This is a genomic window from Andreprevotia chitinilytica DSM 18519, assembly GCF_000711875.1.
Taxonomy (GTDB): domain Bacteria; phylum Pseudomonadota; class Gammaproteobacteria; order Burkholderiales; family Chitinibacteraceae; genus Andreprevotia; species Andreprevotia chitinilytica.
In genome coordinates this window covers 36,150-51,484 of record NZ_JONM01000021.1, presented here as the reverse complement: position 1 = coordinate 51,484, position 15,335 = coordinate 36,150, and the positions used below count along the sequence as shown (strand labels likewise).

14 protein-coding genes are annotated in these 15,335 nt (G+C 58.3%); 8 read left to right on the top strand and 6 right to left on the bottom strand.

Annotated elements, in window-relative coordinates; genetic code table 11:
* Positions 1-58: 58 nt before the first annotated feature.
* Positions 59-583 carry a nucleotide exchange factor GrpE gene (gene grpE / locus BR41_RS17800; protein WP_245615972.1) on the bottom strand — a complete coding sequence of 175 codons (525 nt, stop codon included), beginning with the start codon at positions 581-583 and terminating at the stop codon, positions 59-61.
* Between the two features lie 302 nt (positions 584-885).
* Here grpE and aceA point away from each other — a divergent pair, with 302 nt between their 5' ends.
* Positions 886-2,166 carry an isocitrate lyase gene (gene aceA, locus BR41_RS17795; RefSeq protein WP_035059720.1) on the top strand — a complete coding sequence of 427 codons (1,281 nt, stop codon included), beginning with the start codon at positions 886-888 and terminating at the stop codon, positions 2,164-2,166.
* A 126-nt stretch (positions 2,167-2,292) separates the two neighbouring features.
* Here aceA and BR41_RS17790 read toward each other — a convergent pair whose 3' ends face one another.
* From BR41_RS17790 to BR41_RS17780, 3 genes are all read right to left on the bottom strand, one after another.
* Entirely contained in the window at positions 2,293-3,180 is an 888-nt protein-coding gene (locus BR41_RS17790; protein ID WP_035059718.1) for a LysR substrate-binding domain-containing protein, read from the bottom strand.
* Between the two features lie 126 nt (positions 3,181-3,306).
* Positions 3,307-5,028, bottom strand: a complete 1,722-nt coding sequence (locus BR41_RS17785; protein ID WP_051711290.1) for an AIPR family protein — start codon at positions 5,026-5,028, stop codon at positions 3,307-3,309.
* Positions 5,029-5,290: 262 nt separating this feature from the next.
* Positions 5,291-6,187, bottom strand: a complete 897-nt coding sequence (locus BR41_RS17780) for a LysR family transcriptional regulator (protein WP_035059716.1) — start codon at positions 6,185-6,187, stop codon at positions 5,291-5,293.
* Between the two features lie 139 nt (positions 6,188-6,326).
* Here BR41_RS17780 and aceB point away from each other — a divergent pair, with 139 nt between their 5' ends.
* Entirely contained in the window at positions 6,327-7,919 is a 1,593-nt protein-coding gene (aceB, locus tag BR41_RS17775) for a malate synthase A (RefSeq protein WP_035059714.1), read from the top strand.
* Positions 7,920-8,287: 368 nt separating this feature from the next.
* Positions 8,288-9,286 carry a LysR substrate-binding domain-containing protein gene (locus BR41_RS17770; RefSeq protein ID WP_084187373.1) on the top strand — a complete coding sequence of 333 codons (999 nt, stop codon included), beginning with the start codon at positions 8,288-8,290 and terminating at the stop codon, positions 9,284-9,286.
* A gap of 244 nt (positions 9,287-9,530) precedes the next feature.
* On the opposite strand, the gene uraD is transcribed toward BR41_RS17770, so the two are convergent.
* Positions 9,531-10,070, bottom strand: coding sequence for a 2-oxo-4-hydroxy-4-carboxy-5-ureidoimidazoline decarboxylase (gene uraD, locus BR41_RS17765; protein ID WP_051711289.1), 540 nt, complete (start codon positions 10,068-10,070; stop codon positions 9,531-9,533).
* A gap of 346 nt (positions 10,071-10,416) precedes the next feature.
* Here uraD and uraH point away from each other — a divergent pair, with 346 nt between their 5' ends.
* The 5 genes from uraH to BR41_RS17740 all read left to right on the top strand — a co-directional run bounded on the left by uraH (position 10,417) and on the right by BR41_RS17740 (position 14,856).
* Entirely contained in the window at positions 10,417-10,758 is a 342-nt protein-coding gene (uraH, locus tag BR41_RS17760) for a hydroxyisourate hydrolase (protein WP_035059712.1), read from the top strand.
* Positions 10,758-11,954, top strand: coding sequence for a urate hydroxylase PuuD (locus tag BR41_RS17755; protein WP_035059710.1), 1,197 nt, complete (start codon positions 10,758-10,760; stop codon positions 11,952-11,954). Before uraH ends, BR41_RS17755 begins: the two co-directional genes overlap by 1 nt.
* Before the next feature lie 183 nt (positions 11,955-12,137).
* Entirely contained in the window at positions 12,138-13,058 is a 921-nt protein-coding gene (gene puuE, locus BR41_RS17750; RefSeq protein ID WP_035059701.1) for an allantoinase PuuE, read from the top strand.
* 245 nt (positions 13,059-13,303) lie between these two features.
* Entirely contained in the window at positions 13,304-14,341 is a 1,038-nt protein-coding gene (gene alc, locus BR41_RS17745) for an allantoicase (RefSeq protein WP_035059699.1), read from the top strand.
* Positions 14,338-14,856 (top strand): ureidoglycolate lyase, encoded by a 519-nt coding sequence (locus tag BR41_RS17740; protein WP_035059698.1) that lies wholly within the window; start codon positions 14,338-14,340, stop codon positions 14,854-14,856. Before alc ends, BR41_RS17740 begins: the two co-directional genes overlap by 4 nt.
* Before the next feature lie 73 nt (positions 14,857-14,929).
* Here the strand turns inward: BR41_RS17740 and BR41_RS17735 are convergent, their stop codons facing one another.
* A complete protein-coding gene (locus BR41_RS17735) occupies positions 14,930-15,259 on the bottom strand; it encodes a hypothetical protein (protein WP_035059697.1) in 330 nt (109 codons plus the stop codon).
* Positions 15,260-15,335 lie beyond the last annotated feature (76 nt).

Genomic DNA, 15,335 nt, shown 5'->3' with positions numbered 1-15,335 from the left:
AACCTTGGTCACTACATGGGGATAGCGCGAAATGTTTCAAGCGCCTGAATCCCATTGATTATTTCGGGGCGGCGACAATCACCATGGCCGGGCGCAGCACGCGGCCGGCCAGTTGTGCGCCTTTTTGCAGCACGCGCACGACGGTATTCGCTTCTTGCTCGGACGGCTCCACCGAGATCGCCTGATGCAGGTTCGGATCGAGCTTGTCACCCACCGCAGGTGCGATTTCGAGCAGTTCGGATTTCTCGAACGCGGCCATCAACGCCTTGTGCGTCAGATCGACACCCATCTTCAGCGCCTCGAAATTGCCGGAGGTGTCGAGCTGCGCCATATCCAGCGCATCTTTCACGGCCAGCAGCTCGCGGGCAAAGCGCTCGACGGCGAACTTGCGCGCCTTGTCGTTTTCCTCTGCAGCGCGGCGGCGCACGTTTTCCATTTCGGCCTTGGCGTAGAGCACGTCCTGACGTGCCTTATCCAGATCGGCCGCAGCTGCGTTCAGCTGATCTTCCATAGTCAGTTGTTCGCCGACGTTTTCGGTGTTTTCCACGACGTTTTCCTGGTCTTGCATGTTCTCGTTGCTCACTGCGATTTACCTCACTGAAATCCAAGTCATGCCGAAAAGTGGGGTTGCCAGCAGGGTTTTCAAGGGAAGGGTGTGACCGGCGCGCAACAAAGAAATTTTTTCACTACAGAACAATGAGTTATACCAATAATTAAACGTTCGTTTGCGCGCCAACGTAAGGATACGTGCAATCCCCAATTTGTAGTCGCAAAAATAAAACTACACACTAATGGTGCGACGCAATAATTTTTGCATCACAACATCGACCCACCGGGTCTTCTGGCGTAAACAACCGGAAACCCAATATCAAAGCGGAGAACGCCATGAGCACTCGAGAACAACGCATTGCAGCACTGGAACGCGAATGGCGCGAGAACCCGCGCTGGAAAGGCATTAAACGTGCCTATTCGGCTGCGGATGTTGAAAGACTTCGCGGAACACTACACGTCGAGCATACCCTCGCTCGTCGTGGCGCGGACAAACTCTGGAAGCTGATGCACGAAACACCCTACGTGCACGCTCTGGGCGCGCTGACTGGCAACATGGCCATGCAACAGGTGAAAGCCGGTCTCAAAGCCATTTATCTCTCCGGCTGGCAAGTTGCAGCCGATGCCAACGTCGCTGGCGAAATGTACCCGGATCAATCGCTGTACCCGGCCAACTCGGTGCCGACAGTGGTTCGTCGCATTAACAACACCTTCCTGCGCGCTGACCAAATCAGCCACGCCGAAGGCGACGACAGCATTGATTATTTCGCCCCGATCGTTGCAGACGCCGAAGCCGGTTTCGGCGGCGTATTGAATGCACACGAATTGATGAAAGCCATGATCGAAGCCGGCGCAGCTGGCGTGCACTTCGAAGACCAGCTCGCCTCGGTCAAGAAGTGCGGCCACATGGGCGGCAAGGTATTGGTGCCGACGCGTGAAGCCGTCGAAAAGCTGGTCGCCGCGCGCCTCGCCGCCGACGTGATGGGCGTGCCGACCGTGCTGATCGCACGGACCGATGCGGAAGCAGCCGACCTGATCACCAGCGATGTGGACGACAACGACAAGCCGTTCTGCACGGGCGAACGGACGCCGGAAGGCTTCTATCGCACCATGCCGGGCCTGGAACAAGCCATCTCGCGCGGCTTGGCCTATGCCCCGTATGCCGATCTGATCTGGTGTGAAACCGGCAAGCCGGACCTCGCCTACGCCAAGGCATTCGCCGAAGCAATCCATGCCGAGTTCCCGGACAAGATGCTGGCCTACAACTGCTCGCCAAGCTTCAACTGGAAGAAGAACCTGGACGATGCCACCATCGCCAAATTCCAGCGCGAGCTGGGCGCGATGGGCTACAAGTTCCAGTTCATCACGCTGGCCGGTTTCCATGCACTCAACTACGGCATGTTCAACCTGGCGCACGGCTATGCCCGCAACGGCATGACCGCCTTCGTCGAACTGCAACAAGCTGAATTCGCCGCTGCCGAGAAGGGCTTCACCGCCGTCAAGCACCAGCGCGAAGTCGGTACCGGCTACTTCGACGAAGTCACGCAAGTGATTCAGCAAGGTCAATCCTCGACCACCGCGCTGACCGGCTCGACCGAGGAAGAACAGTTCCACTAATACCGGCAAAAGCGACGGCCCTACCCCGAGCCGCCGCCGCAACCGATAAAAAACCGCACGTTATCCACGTGCGGTTTTTTTATTGGCGTTTTTATTGGAACGGGCGAGGCGTGATCGAAATACTGCTCAGCCCTGCATCGCCTCACTCACATAGTCCAGAAAACAGGCAATCCGCGCCGCCAGCTGGGTGTTGCGGTAGTAGACCGCGTTGACCGCTTGGCGCACCTCCACCGTCTCCCGCACCAGAATCGGCACGAGATCGCCACGCTGGCGATCAGCGGCCGTCATGAAATCAGCAAGACAGACAATGCCTTCGCCAGCCAGCGCCAGCTGCCGCAGCGTTTCGCCGCTCGATGCAGTCAGGCTCGGCGTAATGAGCAGCGCGTCGCCTTGCACATTGCGCAACGGCCAGTGGTTGAGCGTTTCGGTCTGGCTAAAACCAAGCAGGCTGTGACTGGCCAAGTCGGCCACATCCTTCGGCTTGCCGTGCGCCTTCAGATAGGCCGGGCTCGCCAGCACACGCAGGCCATGACTGCCCAGCGGCCGGGCATGCAAGCTCGAATCACGCAATGCGCCAATGCGAATGGCGATATCGGTGCGCTGCTCCAGCAGATCGATGATCTGATCGTTGGTATTCAGCTCCAGCTCGATCTGCGGATAGCGCTGCCGAAAACCGCCCACCAACGGCACAATCACATGCAGCATGAATGGCGATGCCGCGTTCACGCGCAGGCGGCCAGCCGGTTGCTGGCGGCGCAATGCCATCTGGTCTTCCGCGTTGTCGATGGCGGCGAGGATATTGCGGGCATGGGCCAGAAACACCGCACCTTCTTCGGTCAATTCCAGCCGACGCGTCGTGCGGCGTAGCAGCGTGGTGGCGAGCTTCTCTTCCAGCCGCCGCAACGCCCGACTGACGCCCGAGACGGTTTGATCCAGTTGCGCGGCGGCGGCAGTGACAGAGCCGGCATCCACAACCGTGACGAAGGCGATCAGTTCTTCCAGCGTGGTTTTCATGGTTGGGGCAGTCCAGCAGCTCCACTAAAACTAGGCCGAAGCGACGACCCTACCTGGATCGCCCCCCCAGCCGATAAAAAATACGTTATCCGCGCAATTTTTAAAGCCTGGGAAATGGCAGATACATTAAAACAGATCAGCCTGCAATCCAGCATTTGCAAGTGGATATTGCATATCGATGGTCTGCTGCAACGCAGCCAATAGTTGAGGTCCCTTGGCTACTTGATCGTTAGCACCCAACGCCCTATAAAGCGCTTCAACCACGGCGACACTTTGACACACCACCAATTCGTCAATGTCCTCAACCTTAATACGAGCTAACTCGCCCGGATATGGACGAGCTCGCTTCGTCAGGACTGACGAAACATGAGTAGCAACATAAAACAGTAAATTGTTTCTGTCCTTTGGTGCCAAATCCTCACGACCGCGAAGAAAAGAATGAGTAGTCTTTATTATCTTGGCCGCTACCAAGTAAATATTAATTGGAAGGCTCTCATCAAAAATTTGCGAATAATCCTCATCTTTTTTTATTAAAGATGATGGACGAGCTCGTGCGTCATCAGGTCGCTGCAAAGCAATTGACATCATTGCCTGCGCCAACAGGCCAATGCTAATTATTTTATCCGTTGGGCGCCCTTGCTGTTTCTGTGAATTTTTCCTGCGATCATAAAAAATCGAAAACGGGGCCAAATATGCTTCAATATCTCGATGGATTTTTTCTGTTGCCCGGAGCGATGCGGCGGGGATTGAAGTTTGGCTGTTGGTTGCCTTAATGATTCGATCACGACTTACGGCATCATTTGCCACAATAATTCGAACCATAACGCAACGCTCATCATTACCGACATTGATAATATTGGCAGCATGAAAATAATTATAAATTTCCGTTGAAGTTTGCTGACCATTCACAATCTGAGGGTCTTCTATCGTGAGGACTTTACCACCTTGAACTGCACGAGTCGCAACAACAGTAACTCCATTATTGAGCCACCAAAAATCTTCAGGGCCTCGCCCAATCAATGTTTGTTGCATATCTTCGTTTACTTGGTTGCTTCCTTGATAATCACGCACGTTTGCCTCAAACAAACTCTTTCGAAGCTGACCGGTTTCCGTGCGAATAAAGTTAATAAAATCTTGCAACCGAACTAATGCAATATTGCCATCTCTCCCTGTCAATATCTCAGTAAATTGTATGTCAAATGATGTGGTTGGTTGCCGCCGTGCAAGTCCAAGCAAGTCACTAGCGCCATAAAATTCGAATTTAAAATCTGCATGAGTAAACAAAGAACCAATTGCTGACCTCAAATCCTCGACTTTGCGCTGCACATTGGGGTGTACTTCACGACTATCACCCCTCGTCGCATAAATGTATTGGAAACGCAACGTCGGAAATCGACCTGCAATGGATTGATACAATTGACGAAAACAACTCACACCATCTCGTACACCTTCATTGTAAACACCAGCATAGTTGTCTACAGCCACGTCTAGAGCAAACAAATCACGAGTTAGTGCAATTATTTTATTCATCGAATCTTCATCAAAACCGTTACTCGTCTTGCATTGGAGCAACACTACATCGATGACGATATTTCTTTTCAATGCTGTCGGATCGAAGTCCTCATGAACAAGTTCGCCATTGGCAAAAGTGTAAAGCCCATCGATCCCACCATCATGGCTACCACCGGTCAGACCATACTCAACTTCGTCATCGGATAGATCATAGTTTTTTAAAACTTGCTCAGCAACGTACTGCTCGAAGAAATCAGGTTTGGTCGCCGTTGGCATTCTTGCCAAGCGCTCATTTTCAATAATTTGGTCCAGTATTACTTGATCATTATTTGCCATAATGCGGTACTCGATAACAAGAAACAGCTGTTAGTCATAAAAAGCTAAATAACACTTCACGAGCAAGTATCTACGACATTTATGTTACTTTCCAGTCAGTACCGCACACAGCTTCCATACCCCCTCCTGACCATCCTCGCAAATAGCCGTTGATTTCGCAGAGCAAAGATGCAAAACAAATCTGGGCTAACGCGGCTTACGAAACGCAGATCGTACAAGTGCAGCAAGTCAGCGCCGCCAAACTGATTGTTGATGGCTCTGCCTAATCCCAATACCCCGGCTCCGCATACACCGCCTTCAAATGATCAATAAACCGCCGCACGCGTTGCGGCAGGTATTTGCGCTGCGCCATCACGGCGTAGACCGGGTAATCGGGCGAGGAAAACGCATCCAATACCGTCACCAGCCGACCCGCAGAGAGATCGCCCTTTACCTCCCACAGCGACCGCCACGCCAGACCGTAGCCCTTGAGCGCCCACTCGTGCAGCACCGCGCCGTCGTTGCATTCGAGCACGCCTTGCACGCGCCAATTGCTGACTTCGCCGTTCACGGCAAACGTCCAGCCCCGGCTTTGGCTGCCACCGAGCGAGAGGCAATCGAATCGCGCCAGATCAGCTGGGGTTTGCGGCGTGCCGTGCGCGGCAAGATAAGCTGGCGCAGCCACCACGACGCGGCGGTTTTCGGCCAGGCGCACCGGGACAAGATTGGAATCGGCCAGTTCGCTAATTCGAATCGCACAATCGATTCGCTCCGCCTGCAAATCCACCAAGCGGTCAGCCAGATCCAGCGTCACTTTCAGATCGGGATGCGCGCGCTGAAATGTCGCGATGTGCGGCGCGACGTGGCGACGACCAAAGCCGGCGGGTGCGGTCACCCGCAAATGACCGCGCACCCGGCTACTGCCGGAAGCCACAGCCGCCTCGGCCTCTTCCAGCTCGGCCAGAATCCGCTGGCCATCCTCGAAGAACACCTCGCCTTCCTGCGTGAGCGTGACCCGGCGTGTGGTGCGCACCAGCAATTTCGCCCCCAGTCGTTCTTCCAAGGCATCGATCCGCCGACCGATGACCGCCGGCACCACGCCCTCGGCGCGAGCAGCAGCGGAAAGGCTGCCGTGATTGACGACCGCAATGAAGGTTTGCAGCTGTTTAAGCGCGTCCATTCTGTACTTAAAAGTAAAAGAAGCTATCGCATTCTAGGTCTTTTTCCGCACTTTCCGGTGAACTAGACTGCAAGAACTGCGCGAGGACCAATCAGCGCCCCCAATCCCCCACTTCCACCCGATTCCGAGGACCCATCCCATGAGCCAACTTCCCCACGGCATCCAGATCCACGGCGAATTCCGCCCCGAATTCGCGGACATCCTCACCGCGGATGCGCTGGCCTTCGTCGCCACGCTGCACCGCAAATTCGAAGGCCGCCGTCAGGAGCTGCTGGCCGCCCGCGTGCTGCGCCAAAAAGAACTCGATGCCGGCAAGCTCCCGGACTTCCTGCCCGAAACCAAAGCCATCCGCGACGGCGACTGGAAGATCGCGCCGATCCCGGCCGACATCGCCCTGCGCCGCGTGGAAATCACCGGCCCGGTCGAGCGCAAGATGATCATCAACGCGCTCAACTCCGGCGCGGATAGCTACATGACCGACTTCGAGGATTCGAACACGCCCAACTGGCTCAATCAGATTCAGGGCCAGATCAATCTGAAGGAAGCCGTCCGCCACACCATCCGGCTCGAAAGCAACGGCAAGACCTATCAGCTAAACGACAAGATCGCCACGTTGGTGGTCCGCCCGCGCGGCTGGCATCTGGATGAAAAGCACATCACCGTCGATGGTCAACGTGTTTCCGGCGGCGTGTTCGATCTGGCACTGTTCCTGTTCCACAACGCCCGCGAACAGCTGGCACGCGGCACCGCCCCATACTTCTATCTGCCGAAGATGGAATCGCACCTCGAGGCGCGGCTGTGGAACGATGTCTTCGTTGAAGCGCAAAAAGCCATCGGCATCCCGCAAGGCACCATCAAGGCCACCGTCTTGATCGAAACCATCCTCGCTGCATTCGAAATGGAAGAAATCCTCTATGAATTGCGCGAGCACTCGGCCGGCCTGAATGCCGGGCGTTGGGATTACATCTTCAGCTGCATCAAGAAGTTCAAGACCAATACCGACTTCTGCCTCGCCAACCGCGCCCAGATCACCATGACCGTGCCGTTCATGCGCGCTTACGCACTGAATCTGGTCAAGGCCTGCCACAAGCGCGGAGCCCCGGCGATTGGCGGCATGAGCGCGCTGATCCCGATCAAGGGTGACCCGGAAGCCAACGACAAAGCCATGGCCGCCGTGCGCGCCGACAAGACCCGCGATGCCAACGATGGTTTCGACGGTGGTTGGGTCGCCCACCCGGGCCTCGTGCCGATCGCGATGGAAGAATGGGTGAAGGTGCTGGGCGACAAGCCGAACCAGATCAGCAAGCAACGCCCGGACGTAGAAACCCGCGCCGCCGACATCCTCAACTTCCAACCGGAGCAACCGATCACCGAAGCCGGCCTGCGCATGAATATCGACGTGGGCATCCAGTACCTCGGCTCGTGGCTGGCTGGCAATGGCTGCGTGCCGATCCACAACCTGATGGAAGACGCCGCCACCGCCGAGATTTCGCGCTCGCAAGTCTGGCAGTGGATTCGTTCACCCAAGGGTGTGCTGGATGACGGCCGCAAAGTCACCGCCGACATGGTGCGCGGCATGATCCCGCAGGTGCTGGATGCGATCCGCGCCGAACATGGCGACGCCGCGTTCGCCAAAACGCCGTTCACGCAAGCCGCGGAGATTTTCGAGCAAATGAGCACCAGCGCGAACTTTGCCGAGTTCCTGACCTTGCCGCTGTACGAAAAGATTTGATTTGTTGATCGGCAGATCGGGCCAAGCTGTTTGGCCCAAGACAAACGGCGCAGCGATGCGCCGTTTTTTCAGGCCTGGCGCCCCAACCGCACGCCCCCTTTCGGCGCTTCGCCACGTGGGCATGCCCCGTTGTGGCTCATAGCCCCTGTAGCCCGGACGGATTTACCGGCCGGGATGGTTTTTTGCACAGGGAACCCCGGCCGGCAAAGCCGTCCGGGCTACGTGGGGCGCCTTGTGTTGGCTTTTCACGTTGGCCTTCACCAACTGCGCATAAGAAAAAACCACTACATCCCAGCAGTTGGGAACAACACTTGCTTAAATAAGAGCCATACGCAAAAGGCATACGCGCAAACCAACGGGGGCAAGACATGGCGTCGTCACACAGCTGGGAATCCATCGACGTGCATTTGCTGCGCGTCCTGCACGTATTGCTGACCGAGTGCAGCGTCTCCAACGCCGCCCGCCGGCTGAATCAATCGCAACCCGCCGTCAGCACCGCGCTGCGCCGCCTTCGCGACATCACTGGCGACCCGTTGCTGGTGCGCAGCCGCAACGGCATGACGCCGACCGAACGCGGTCTGGCGCTGCTGGAACCGGTGAAGATCGCCCTGCGCGAGATCGAAACCATCGCCGTGCAGCAAGTGCGCTTCAGCCCGGCCCAATCGCGTCGCGTGTTCAATATCGCCACGCCGGATTATCTGGATGCCGCCTTGCTTGGTGAGATCGTCGGCCGCTTGCGCAAGCAGGCACCGAACTCGCAAGTCGCCATCCACTCGCTCGGCCCGGATTACGATTACATCCGCGCGCTGGAAGTCGGCGACCTCGACGCCGTGATCGGCAACTGGCCGCAGCCACCCGAGCACCTGCGCATGACGCCGTTGTTTGAGGACGATGTGGTCTGCCTGATGCGTGAAGGCCACCCACTGGCAGGCCGCCCGCTGGGCATCGATGAATACCTCGCCGCCGACCATCTGGTGCCGAATCCCTACGCCGTCGGCCAGCGCGGCGTGATCGATCTGCACCTGGCGCGCGAACGACTCAAGCGCAACGTCGCCGCCTTCGTGCCCTACTTCAACCTCGTGCCCTATCTGCTGTTGCAGAGCGACATGATCTTCTCCGGCCCGCGCTCGTTCACCGAATCCTTCTGTGCCCACATGCCGCTGACGGTGGTCGAAGCGCCGATCGAATTCCCGCGCATGCATTTCTATCTGCTGTGGCATGACCGCACGCATCTGGCAGACGAATGCCGCTGGTTCCGTGAGCAAGTGGTATCGGTGGCCCGTAGCGCAGCGGAACGGCGACCGATGGCGGCGAATGCGTTGAAGGCGGCGGCCGGTACGGCGGCGCGGAAATTGGCGACGGCGTAAAACCTACGTCTTGAACCACAGAGAACACAGAGAACACCAAAACCGGTTGAACGGAAACCTGTAGGAGCGAGCTTGCTCGCGATGGCGCGCATCAATCAACGATGCAATCGCGAGCAAGCTCGCTCCTACAAAACCTCGTATTTGTCTTTCTCTGTGAACCTCTGTGCCCTCTGTGCCCTCTGTGCCCTCTGTGCCCTCTGTGCCCTCTGTGCCCTCTGTGGTTCAAGATTTTAGGTCTTGCCCTTCAAGCCACCGCCATCTCTAACCGCAATGAAGCAATCCGCCCGATCTGCCGCAAACTCTCCGCAAATTCCTCCTCCGCATGCCTTGCCACCCTCAGCCGCATCGCCGCAATGATCTCGCCCCGACTCATGCCCCGCACAGCCACGATGAACGGAAAACCAAACCGTTCGCGATAAGCGGCATTGAGTTGCTGGATTTCGGCGTATTCCTCCGGCGTGCAAGCGTTGAGGCCGGCGCTGGCTTGTTCCTGCGTCGATTCCACCGTCAACTCACCGCGAATCGCCGCTTTGCCGGCCAGCTCGGGGTGGGCGCAGATCAATGCCAGCTGCAACGGCCGCTCCGCGTGCAGCATCGCATCGAGCAGCGACTGCAACAGCGCTTCGCGGCTGGCAAATGGCCGATGCAGCCACGCCCGCTCCGCCACCCAAGGGGAGTGCTCGAAGATGCCGTCCAGCGCGGCGATGAACTCGGTCTGATTCAATTGCGAAAGTTCAGCAGTGGTGCGGCCTGGGATCGGATTTGCAGCGGCGTTCGATGTCATGCTTCGCCCTCATATGGCGTACCGGGATGGTGCAGCGAGGGTACGAAGCGCACCAATCGTCAGCAAGATGCATTGAGTTATACCGGTCTTCTCTACTCTTTTATGAGCGCCCCGATGCCCGTTTGTATATTTGAAAAACGCGATAGTGCTTATTCGGTCCGCATGAGAGGCCGCCCCATATAATCGATTGCACGCCCCTAACAAAGCCCTGCTGGCTGCGTTGTACTCACTTGCCGTACTAATAATCGTACTGTCTGCGTTTCGTACGCCTTGCCAGCACCGCTACGCTGAGCTTTGTTAGCGGCTTTTTGTACACCCAACCGCCTTCCTCAAAAAGGACCCCCCAATGGGACGGCTCAGCATTCACGTACTCGATACCGCGCACGGCGTTCCGGCTGCCAACGTGGTGTTCACGCTGCGGCGCGATGGCAAGGTGCTGCTAAGCGGCAGCACCAACGCCGATGGCCGCGTTGACCGCCCGCTGCTGGAAGGTGAAACGCTGTTGCCCGGCATCTACGAACTCGATTTCGCCACGGCAGATTACTTCCGCGCCCAAGGCGTCACGCTGCCGGAGCCGCCGTTTCTGGATGTGGTGACACTGCGCTTCGGTATCAGCGACACCGCCGCCAATTACCACGTGCCCCTGCTGGTGTCGCCGTGGAGCTACTCGACCTACCGGGGCAGCTGATGGATACCGCCTACCTGATCGAATGCGCATCGCTACTGCTGCGCTGGCTGCACGTGATCGTCGCCATCGCCTGGATTGGTTCATCGTTCTATTTCATCTGGCTCGACAACAGCCTGAAGCCGCCAACCGATCCGGCACTGATCGCCAAGGGCGTCGGCGGCGAGTTGTGGGCGGTACACGGTGGCGGCTTCTACAACCCGCAGAAATACCTCGGCGCGCCACCGCGCCTGCCGGACGAGCTGCACTGGTTCAAGTGGGAGTCCTATTCCACCTGGCTGTCGGGCTTCGTGCTGATCTCGACGCTGTATTACCTGCAGGCCGGCGCTTACATGGTCGACCCATCCAAGCTGATCCAGTCGCCCGGCCTTGCCGTGCTGGCCGGCTTGGGCTCGCTGGTGCTTGGCTGGCTGGTATACGACACCCTCTGCCGTCTGCTGATCGACCGCAGTCAGTTGCTGTTCGGCGTGATCTATTACCTGTTCGTGGTAGGGATGGCTTTTGGGCTCAGCCACCTGATCTCCGGCCGCGCCGCCTTCCTGCATATCGGCGCGATGCTGGCGACCACCATGAGCGCCAACGTGTTCTTCTGGATCATCCCCGGCCAGAAAAAGATCATCGCGGCCATGGAGCGCGGCGAAGCGCCCGATCCGATCCACGGCCGGCGCGGCAAGCAGCGCAGCGTGCACAACAACTACATCACGCTGCCGGTGATCTTCTGCATGATCAGCAACCACTACGCCTTCACGTACAGCGGCTCGCTGGCGTGGCTGGTGCTGGCGCTGATCATGCTGGCCGCCGTGCTGATCCGGCACTTCTTCAACCTGCGCCACAAGGGCAAGCTGGCGTGGCAATACCCGCTTGCCGGGGTGCTGCTGCTGCTGGGCGTGTTCATCTGGCTGGCGCCGTCGCGCCCGGCCGCCGCGACAGCCGAGGCCAAACCGACCTTGCCGGTCCTGGCCTCGATCCGGCCCATCATCAACGACCGTTGCATCGCCTGCCACGCCGAGAAACCAACCATGATGCCGGCTGCGCCAGCCGGAGTGAAACTCGATTCCGAAGCCGGCATCCGCGCCGTCGCGCCGCGTATTTATCAGCAAGTGGTGCAGCTCAAGGCCATGCCATTGGGGAACGTCACCAAGATCACCGATGACGAGCGGGCGCAGATTGCCAAGTGGTTTGAGGCTGGAGCGCATTGAGGTGCGTATTGAAAACTACGCCAACGTCCCCCCCTTTTTTGAAGGGGGGCTAGGGGGGATTTCTGCAGCATCTCAAATTGCAATGACGTCGAAATCCCCCTCAATCCCCCTTCACAAAGGGGGAAGCAAAAGCTGCAACACCCCACAAGCCCAGACTGCAGCCCACGCACCAAGGAGCCCCGCATGACCTACCCGCGTGACCTGATCGGCTACGGCCGCAATCCGCCGCAGGCCAACTGGCCCGGCCGCGCCCGGATCGCCGTCCAGTTCGTGCTCAATTACGAGGAGGGCGGCGAGAACTGCGTGCTGCATGGCGATGCCGGCTCCGAACAATTCCTGTCCGAACTCTTCAACCCGGCCAGCTACCCGGATCGGCATCTGTCGATGGAGTCGGTCTACGAATACGGCTCCCGCGTCGGCGTATGGCGCATCCTGCGTGAATTCGAGCAACGCGGCCTGCCGCTGACGGTGTTCGGCGTGGGCATGGCGCTGGAGCGACACCCGGAGCTGACCCAAGCCTTTGTCGAACTCGGCCACGAAATCGCTTGCCACGGCTGGCGCTGGATTCACTACCAGAACATCGATGAAGCCACCGAACGCGAACACATGCGCCTCGGCCTCGATGCCATCCAGCGCCTCACCGGCGAGCGCCCGCTCGGCTGGTACACCGGCCGCGATAGCCCCAACACGCGCCGGCTGGTCGTGGATGACGGCGGGCTGCTCTATGACTCGGACTATTACGGCGACGACCTGCCGTTCTGGACCGCCGTCACCCGCAGCGACAACCAGATCGTGCCGCACCTGATCGTGCCCTACACGCTCGATACCAACGACATGCGTTTCTCGCTGCCGCAGGGCTTTGCGCAGGGCGAGGACTTCTTCACCTATCTGCGTGACAGCTTCGATGTGTTGTATGCCGAAGGGGACGAATGCCCGAAGATGCTGAGCATCGGCATGCACTGCCGCCTGCTCGGCCGCCCTGGGCGCATGCGGGCGCTGCAACGCTTTCTGGACTACATCGAACAACATGACCGGGTGTGGGTCTGCCGCCGCGTGGATATTGCGCGGCATTGGATTGCCACGCATCCGTACACGCCAAATTGAAAGCGAAAACCGAAAATCTTGAACCACAGAGGGCACAGAGAAAACCAAAACCGATTGCGAGGAAAACCTGTAGGAGCGAGCTTGCTCGCGATAGCGATGTGCCAACCGTCGCTATCGCGAGCAAGCTCGCTCCTACAAAAACCCCATCTCCCGCATTTGCCTTTCTCTGTGAACCTCTGTGTTCTCTGTGGTTCAAGATTTCATGTTTTGCATTTGCTTTGCATCACTGACTACCCGAGACCCCCATGACCCTCATCCAATCCGCCCCCGCCGACCTGCCCCAATGGGCAAAACAATCAGTCAACCTCGCCGACCCGCGTCTGGGTGCGCTCGCCATCTGCGCCAGCGATGAATTCTTCGCGCCGCTGTCACGCATGCTCGACCCGCAACCGGCGGTGTTCGTGCCCGGCAAATACGACGACCACGGCAAATGGATGGATGGCTGGGAGACGCGTCGCAAACGCGGCATGGGCCACGACTGGGCCATCGTGAAGCTGGGCCGCACCGGCACGATTCGCGGTTTCGATGTCGATACCAGCCACTTCACCGGCAACTACGCACCGGCAGTTTCCATCGAAGCCACCCACAGCAACAGCGATGATCCGGCTGCGCTGGACCAAGCCGAGTGGTGCGAAATCCTCACCTCCACCAGCCTTTCCGGCAACAGTCACCACTTGCTCGAAATCACCGACGCCGGCCACTACACGCACCTGCGCGTGCACATCTACCCGGATGGCGGCATCGCCCGCCTGCGCGTCTACGGTCAGCCGGTCGGCGCGTTCGATGACGTGAACAAGGTCTACGATCTGGCCGCGCTGGAAAACGGCGGCCGGGCGGTGGCGTGGAATGACGCCCACTTCGGCGTGGCCTCCAACCTGCTGCTGCCGGGCCGGGGCGTGAACATGGGTGATGGCTGGGAAACCCGCCGCCGCCGCGAGCCGGGCAACGACTGGTGCATCATCGCGCTCGGCACGCCGGGCATCGTCGAACGCGTCGATGTCGACACCGCCCACTTCAAGGGCAACTACCCGGATCGCTGCATGCTGCAGGCGGCCTATATGGACGGCGGCACCGATCAATCCATCATCACGCAAAGCATGTTCTGGCCGGTGCTGCTGCCCGAGCAAAAGCTCTCGATGGATGCGATCCATCAATTCGACACCGTCGCCGCACTCGGCCCGATCACGCATGTGCGGCTCAACATCATTCCGGACGGCGGCGTATCGCGCATTCGCCTATGGGGAAAGCCAGCGGGAAAACCGGTTGCCAAGGTGGTTCGATGAGCGCCCCGCGCATCCTGCAAGCTGAACCGCTCACCCGCGATGCCTTCGCCCCGTTCGGCGACGTGATCGAAGCCAGCGATGCCGTGCGCCACTTTCCCATCAACGGCGGTAACACCGAGCGCTATCACGACCTGATGCGCATTGATCTCGACCCGGGAGGCCACGCCATCGTCAGCATCTTTCGTGGCCAGCCACGGGCGCTGCCGTTCACGATCGGCATGATGGAACGGCATCCGAAAGGGAGCCAAGCCTTCATGCCACTGAGCGGCCGCGCCTATCTAGTGGCCGTCGCACGGCCGGGGGAAACCGTCACAGCGGACGATATCCGGCTGTTTCTGGCGCAAGGCAGTCAGGGCGTGAATTACGCTGCCGGCACGTGGCATCACCCGCTGTTGGCATTGGATGAGGTCAGTGACTTCCTCGTCATCGACCGCGCCGGGCCGGGGGGGAATTGTGATGAGGTGGTGCTGGATGAATTACTCGTGATTGCGGCCAGCAGCCCGCCGCACGCTTAACGTAATTCGTAGGCATCCTGAAGTCACCATTTCAGGCTGCCTACGAATTCCTATCGGGTATCAAATCAGAATCTTATTTCATATAAACATCGACAATTTTAAGCCACGCGCCTTCACAACCTTGCGTTGTAACGATCAGACTTGCACCGGTGGCCTTTGCGGTAAGCAGCATTGCTTTGACCGTATTGCTGGCAGAAATATTGCCTGCCCAAGATCCGTCAGCGGCAGCGCATTGCTTGGCCGCAACAGCATTTGGAAAGCCCCCATCCAGTTGAATCACAATCGCGCCAGTCGTCGCATCCCCATAAAGCATATTCACGTGACCCGTATCCTGAGTAGATCCAGCAAATACAGCATGGGAAAAACCAAACACCAGTAAAACAGAAATCAATTTCCTCAACATGAAGTCACCCACTTGATTGTTATAAGTTTCACTATTCGCCCAATTCGGCAGTGAAAAATATTACATCAGCCCAATA

Excerpts from the sequence above, each read along its gene's own strand:
- aceA (WP_035059720.1), top strand. The coding sequence starts at position 886 with ATGAGCACTCGAGAACAACGCATTGCAGCACTGGAACGCGAATGGCGC.
- BR41_RS17790 (WP_035059718.1), bottom strand. The coding sequence starts at position 3,180 with ATGAAAACCACGCTGGAAGAACTGATCGCCTTCGTCACGGTTGTGGAT.
- BR41_RS17785 (WP_051711290.1), bottom strand. The coding sequence starts at position 5,028 with ATGGCAAATAATGATCAAGTAATACTGGACCAAATTATTGAAAATGAG.
- BR41_RS17780 (WP_035059716.1), bottom strand. The coding sequence starts at position 6,187 with ATGGACGCGCTTAAACAGCTGCAAACCTTCATTGCGGTCGTCAATCAC.
- aceB (WP_035059714.1), top strand. The coding sequence starts at position 6,327 with ATGAGCCAACTTCCCCACGGCATCCAGATCCACGGCGAATTCCGCCCC.
- BR41_RS17770 (WP_084187373.1), top strand. The coding sequence starts at position 8,288 with ATGGCGTCGTCACACAGCTGGGAATCCATCGACGTGCATTTGCTGCGC.
- uraD (WP_051711289.1), bottom strand. The coding sequence starts at position 10,070 with ATGACATCGAACGCCGCTGCAAATCCGATCCCAGGCCGCACCACTGCT.
- uraH (WP_035059712.1), top strand. The coding sequence starts at position 10,417 with ATGGGACGGCTCAGCATTCACGTACTCGATACCGCGCACGGCGTTCCG.
- BR41_RS17755 (WP_035059710.1), top strand. The coding sequence starts at position 10,758 with ATGGATACCGCCTACCTGATCGAATGCGCATCGCTACTGCTGCGCTGG.
- puuE (WP_035059701.1), top strand. The coding sequence starts at position 12,138 with ATGACCTACCCGCGTGACCTGATCGGCTACGGCCGCAATCCGCCGCAG.
- alc (WP_035059699.1), top strand. The coding sequence starts at position 13,304 with ATGACCCTCATCCAATCCGCCCCCGCCGACCTGCCCCAATGGGCAAAA.
- BR41_RS17740 (WP_035059698.1), top strand. The coding sequence starts at position 14,338 with ATGAGCGCCCCGCGCATCCTGCAAGCTGAACCGCTCACCCGCGATGCC.
- BR41_RS17735 (WP_035059697.1), bottom strand. The coding sequence starts at position 15,259 with ATGTTGAGGAAATTGATTTCTGTTTTACTGGTGTTTGGTTTTTCCCAT.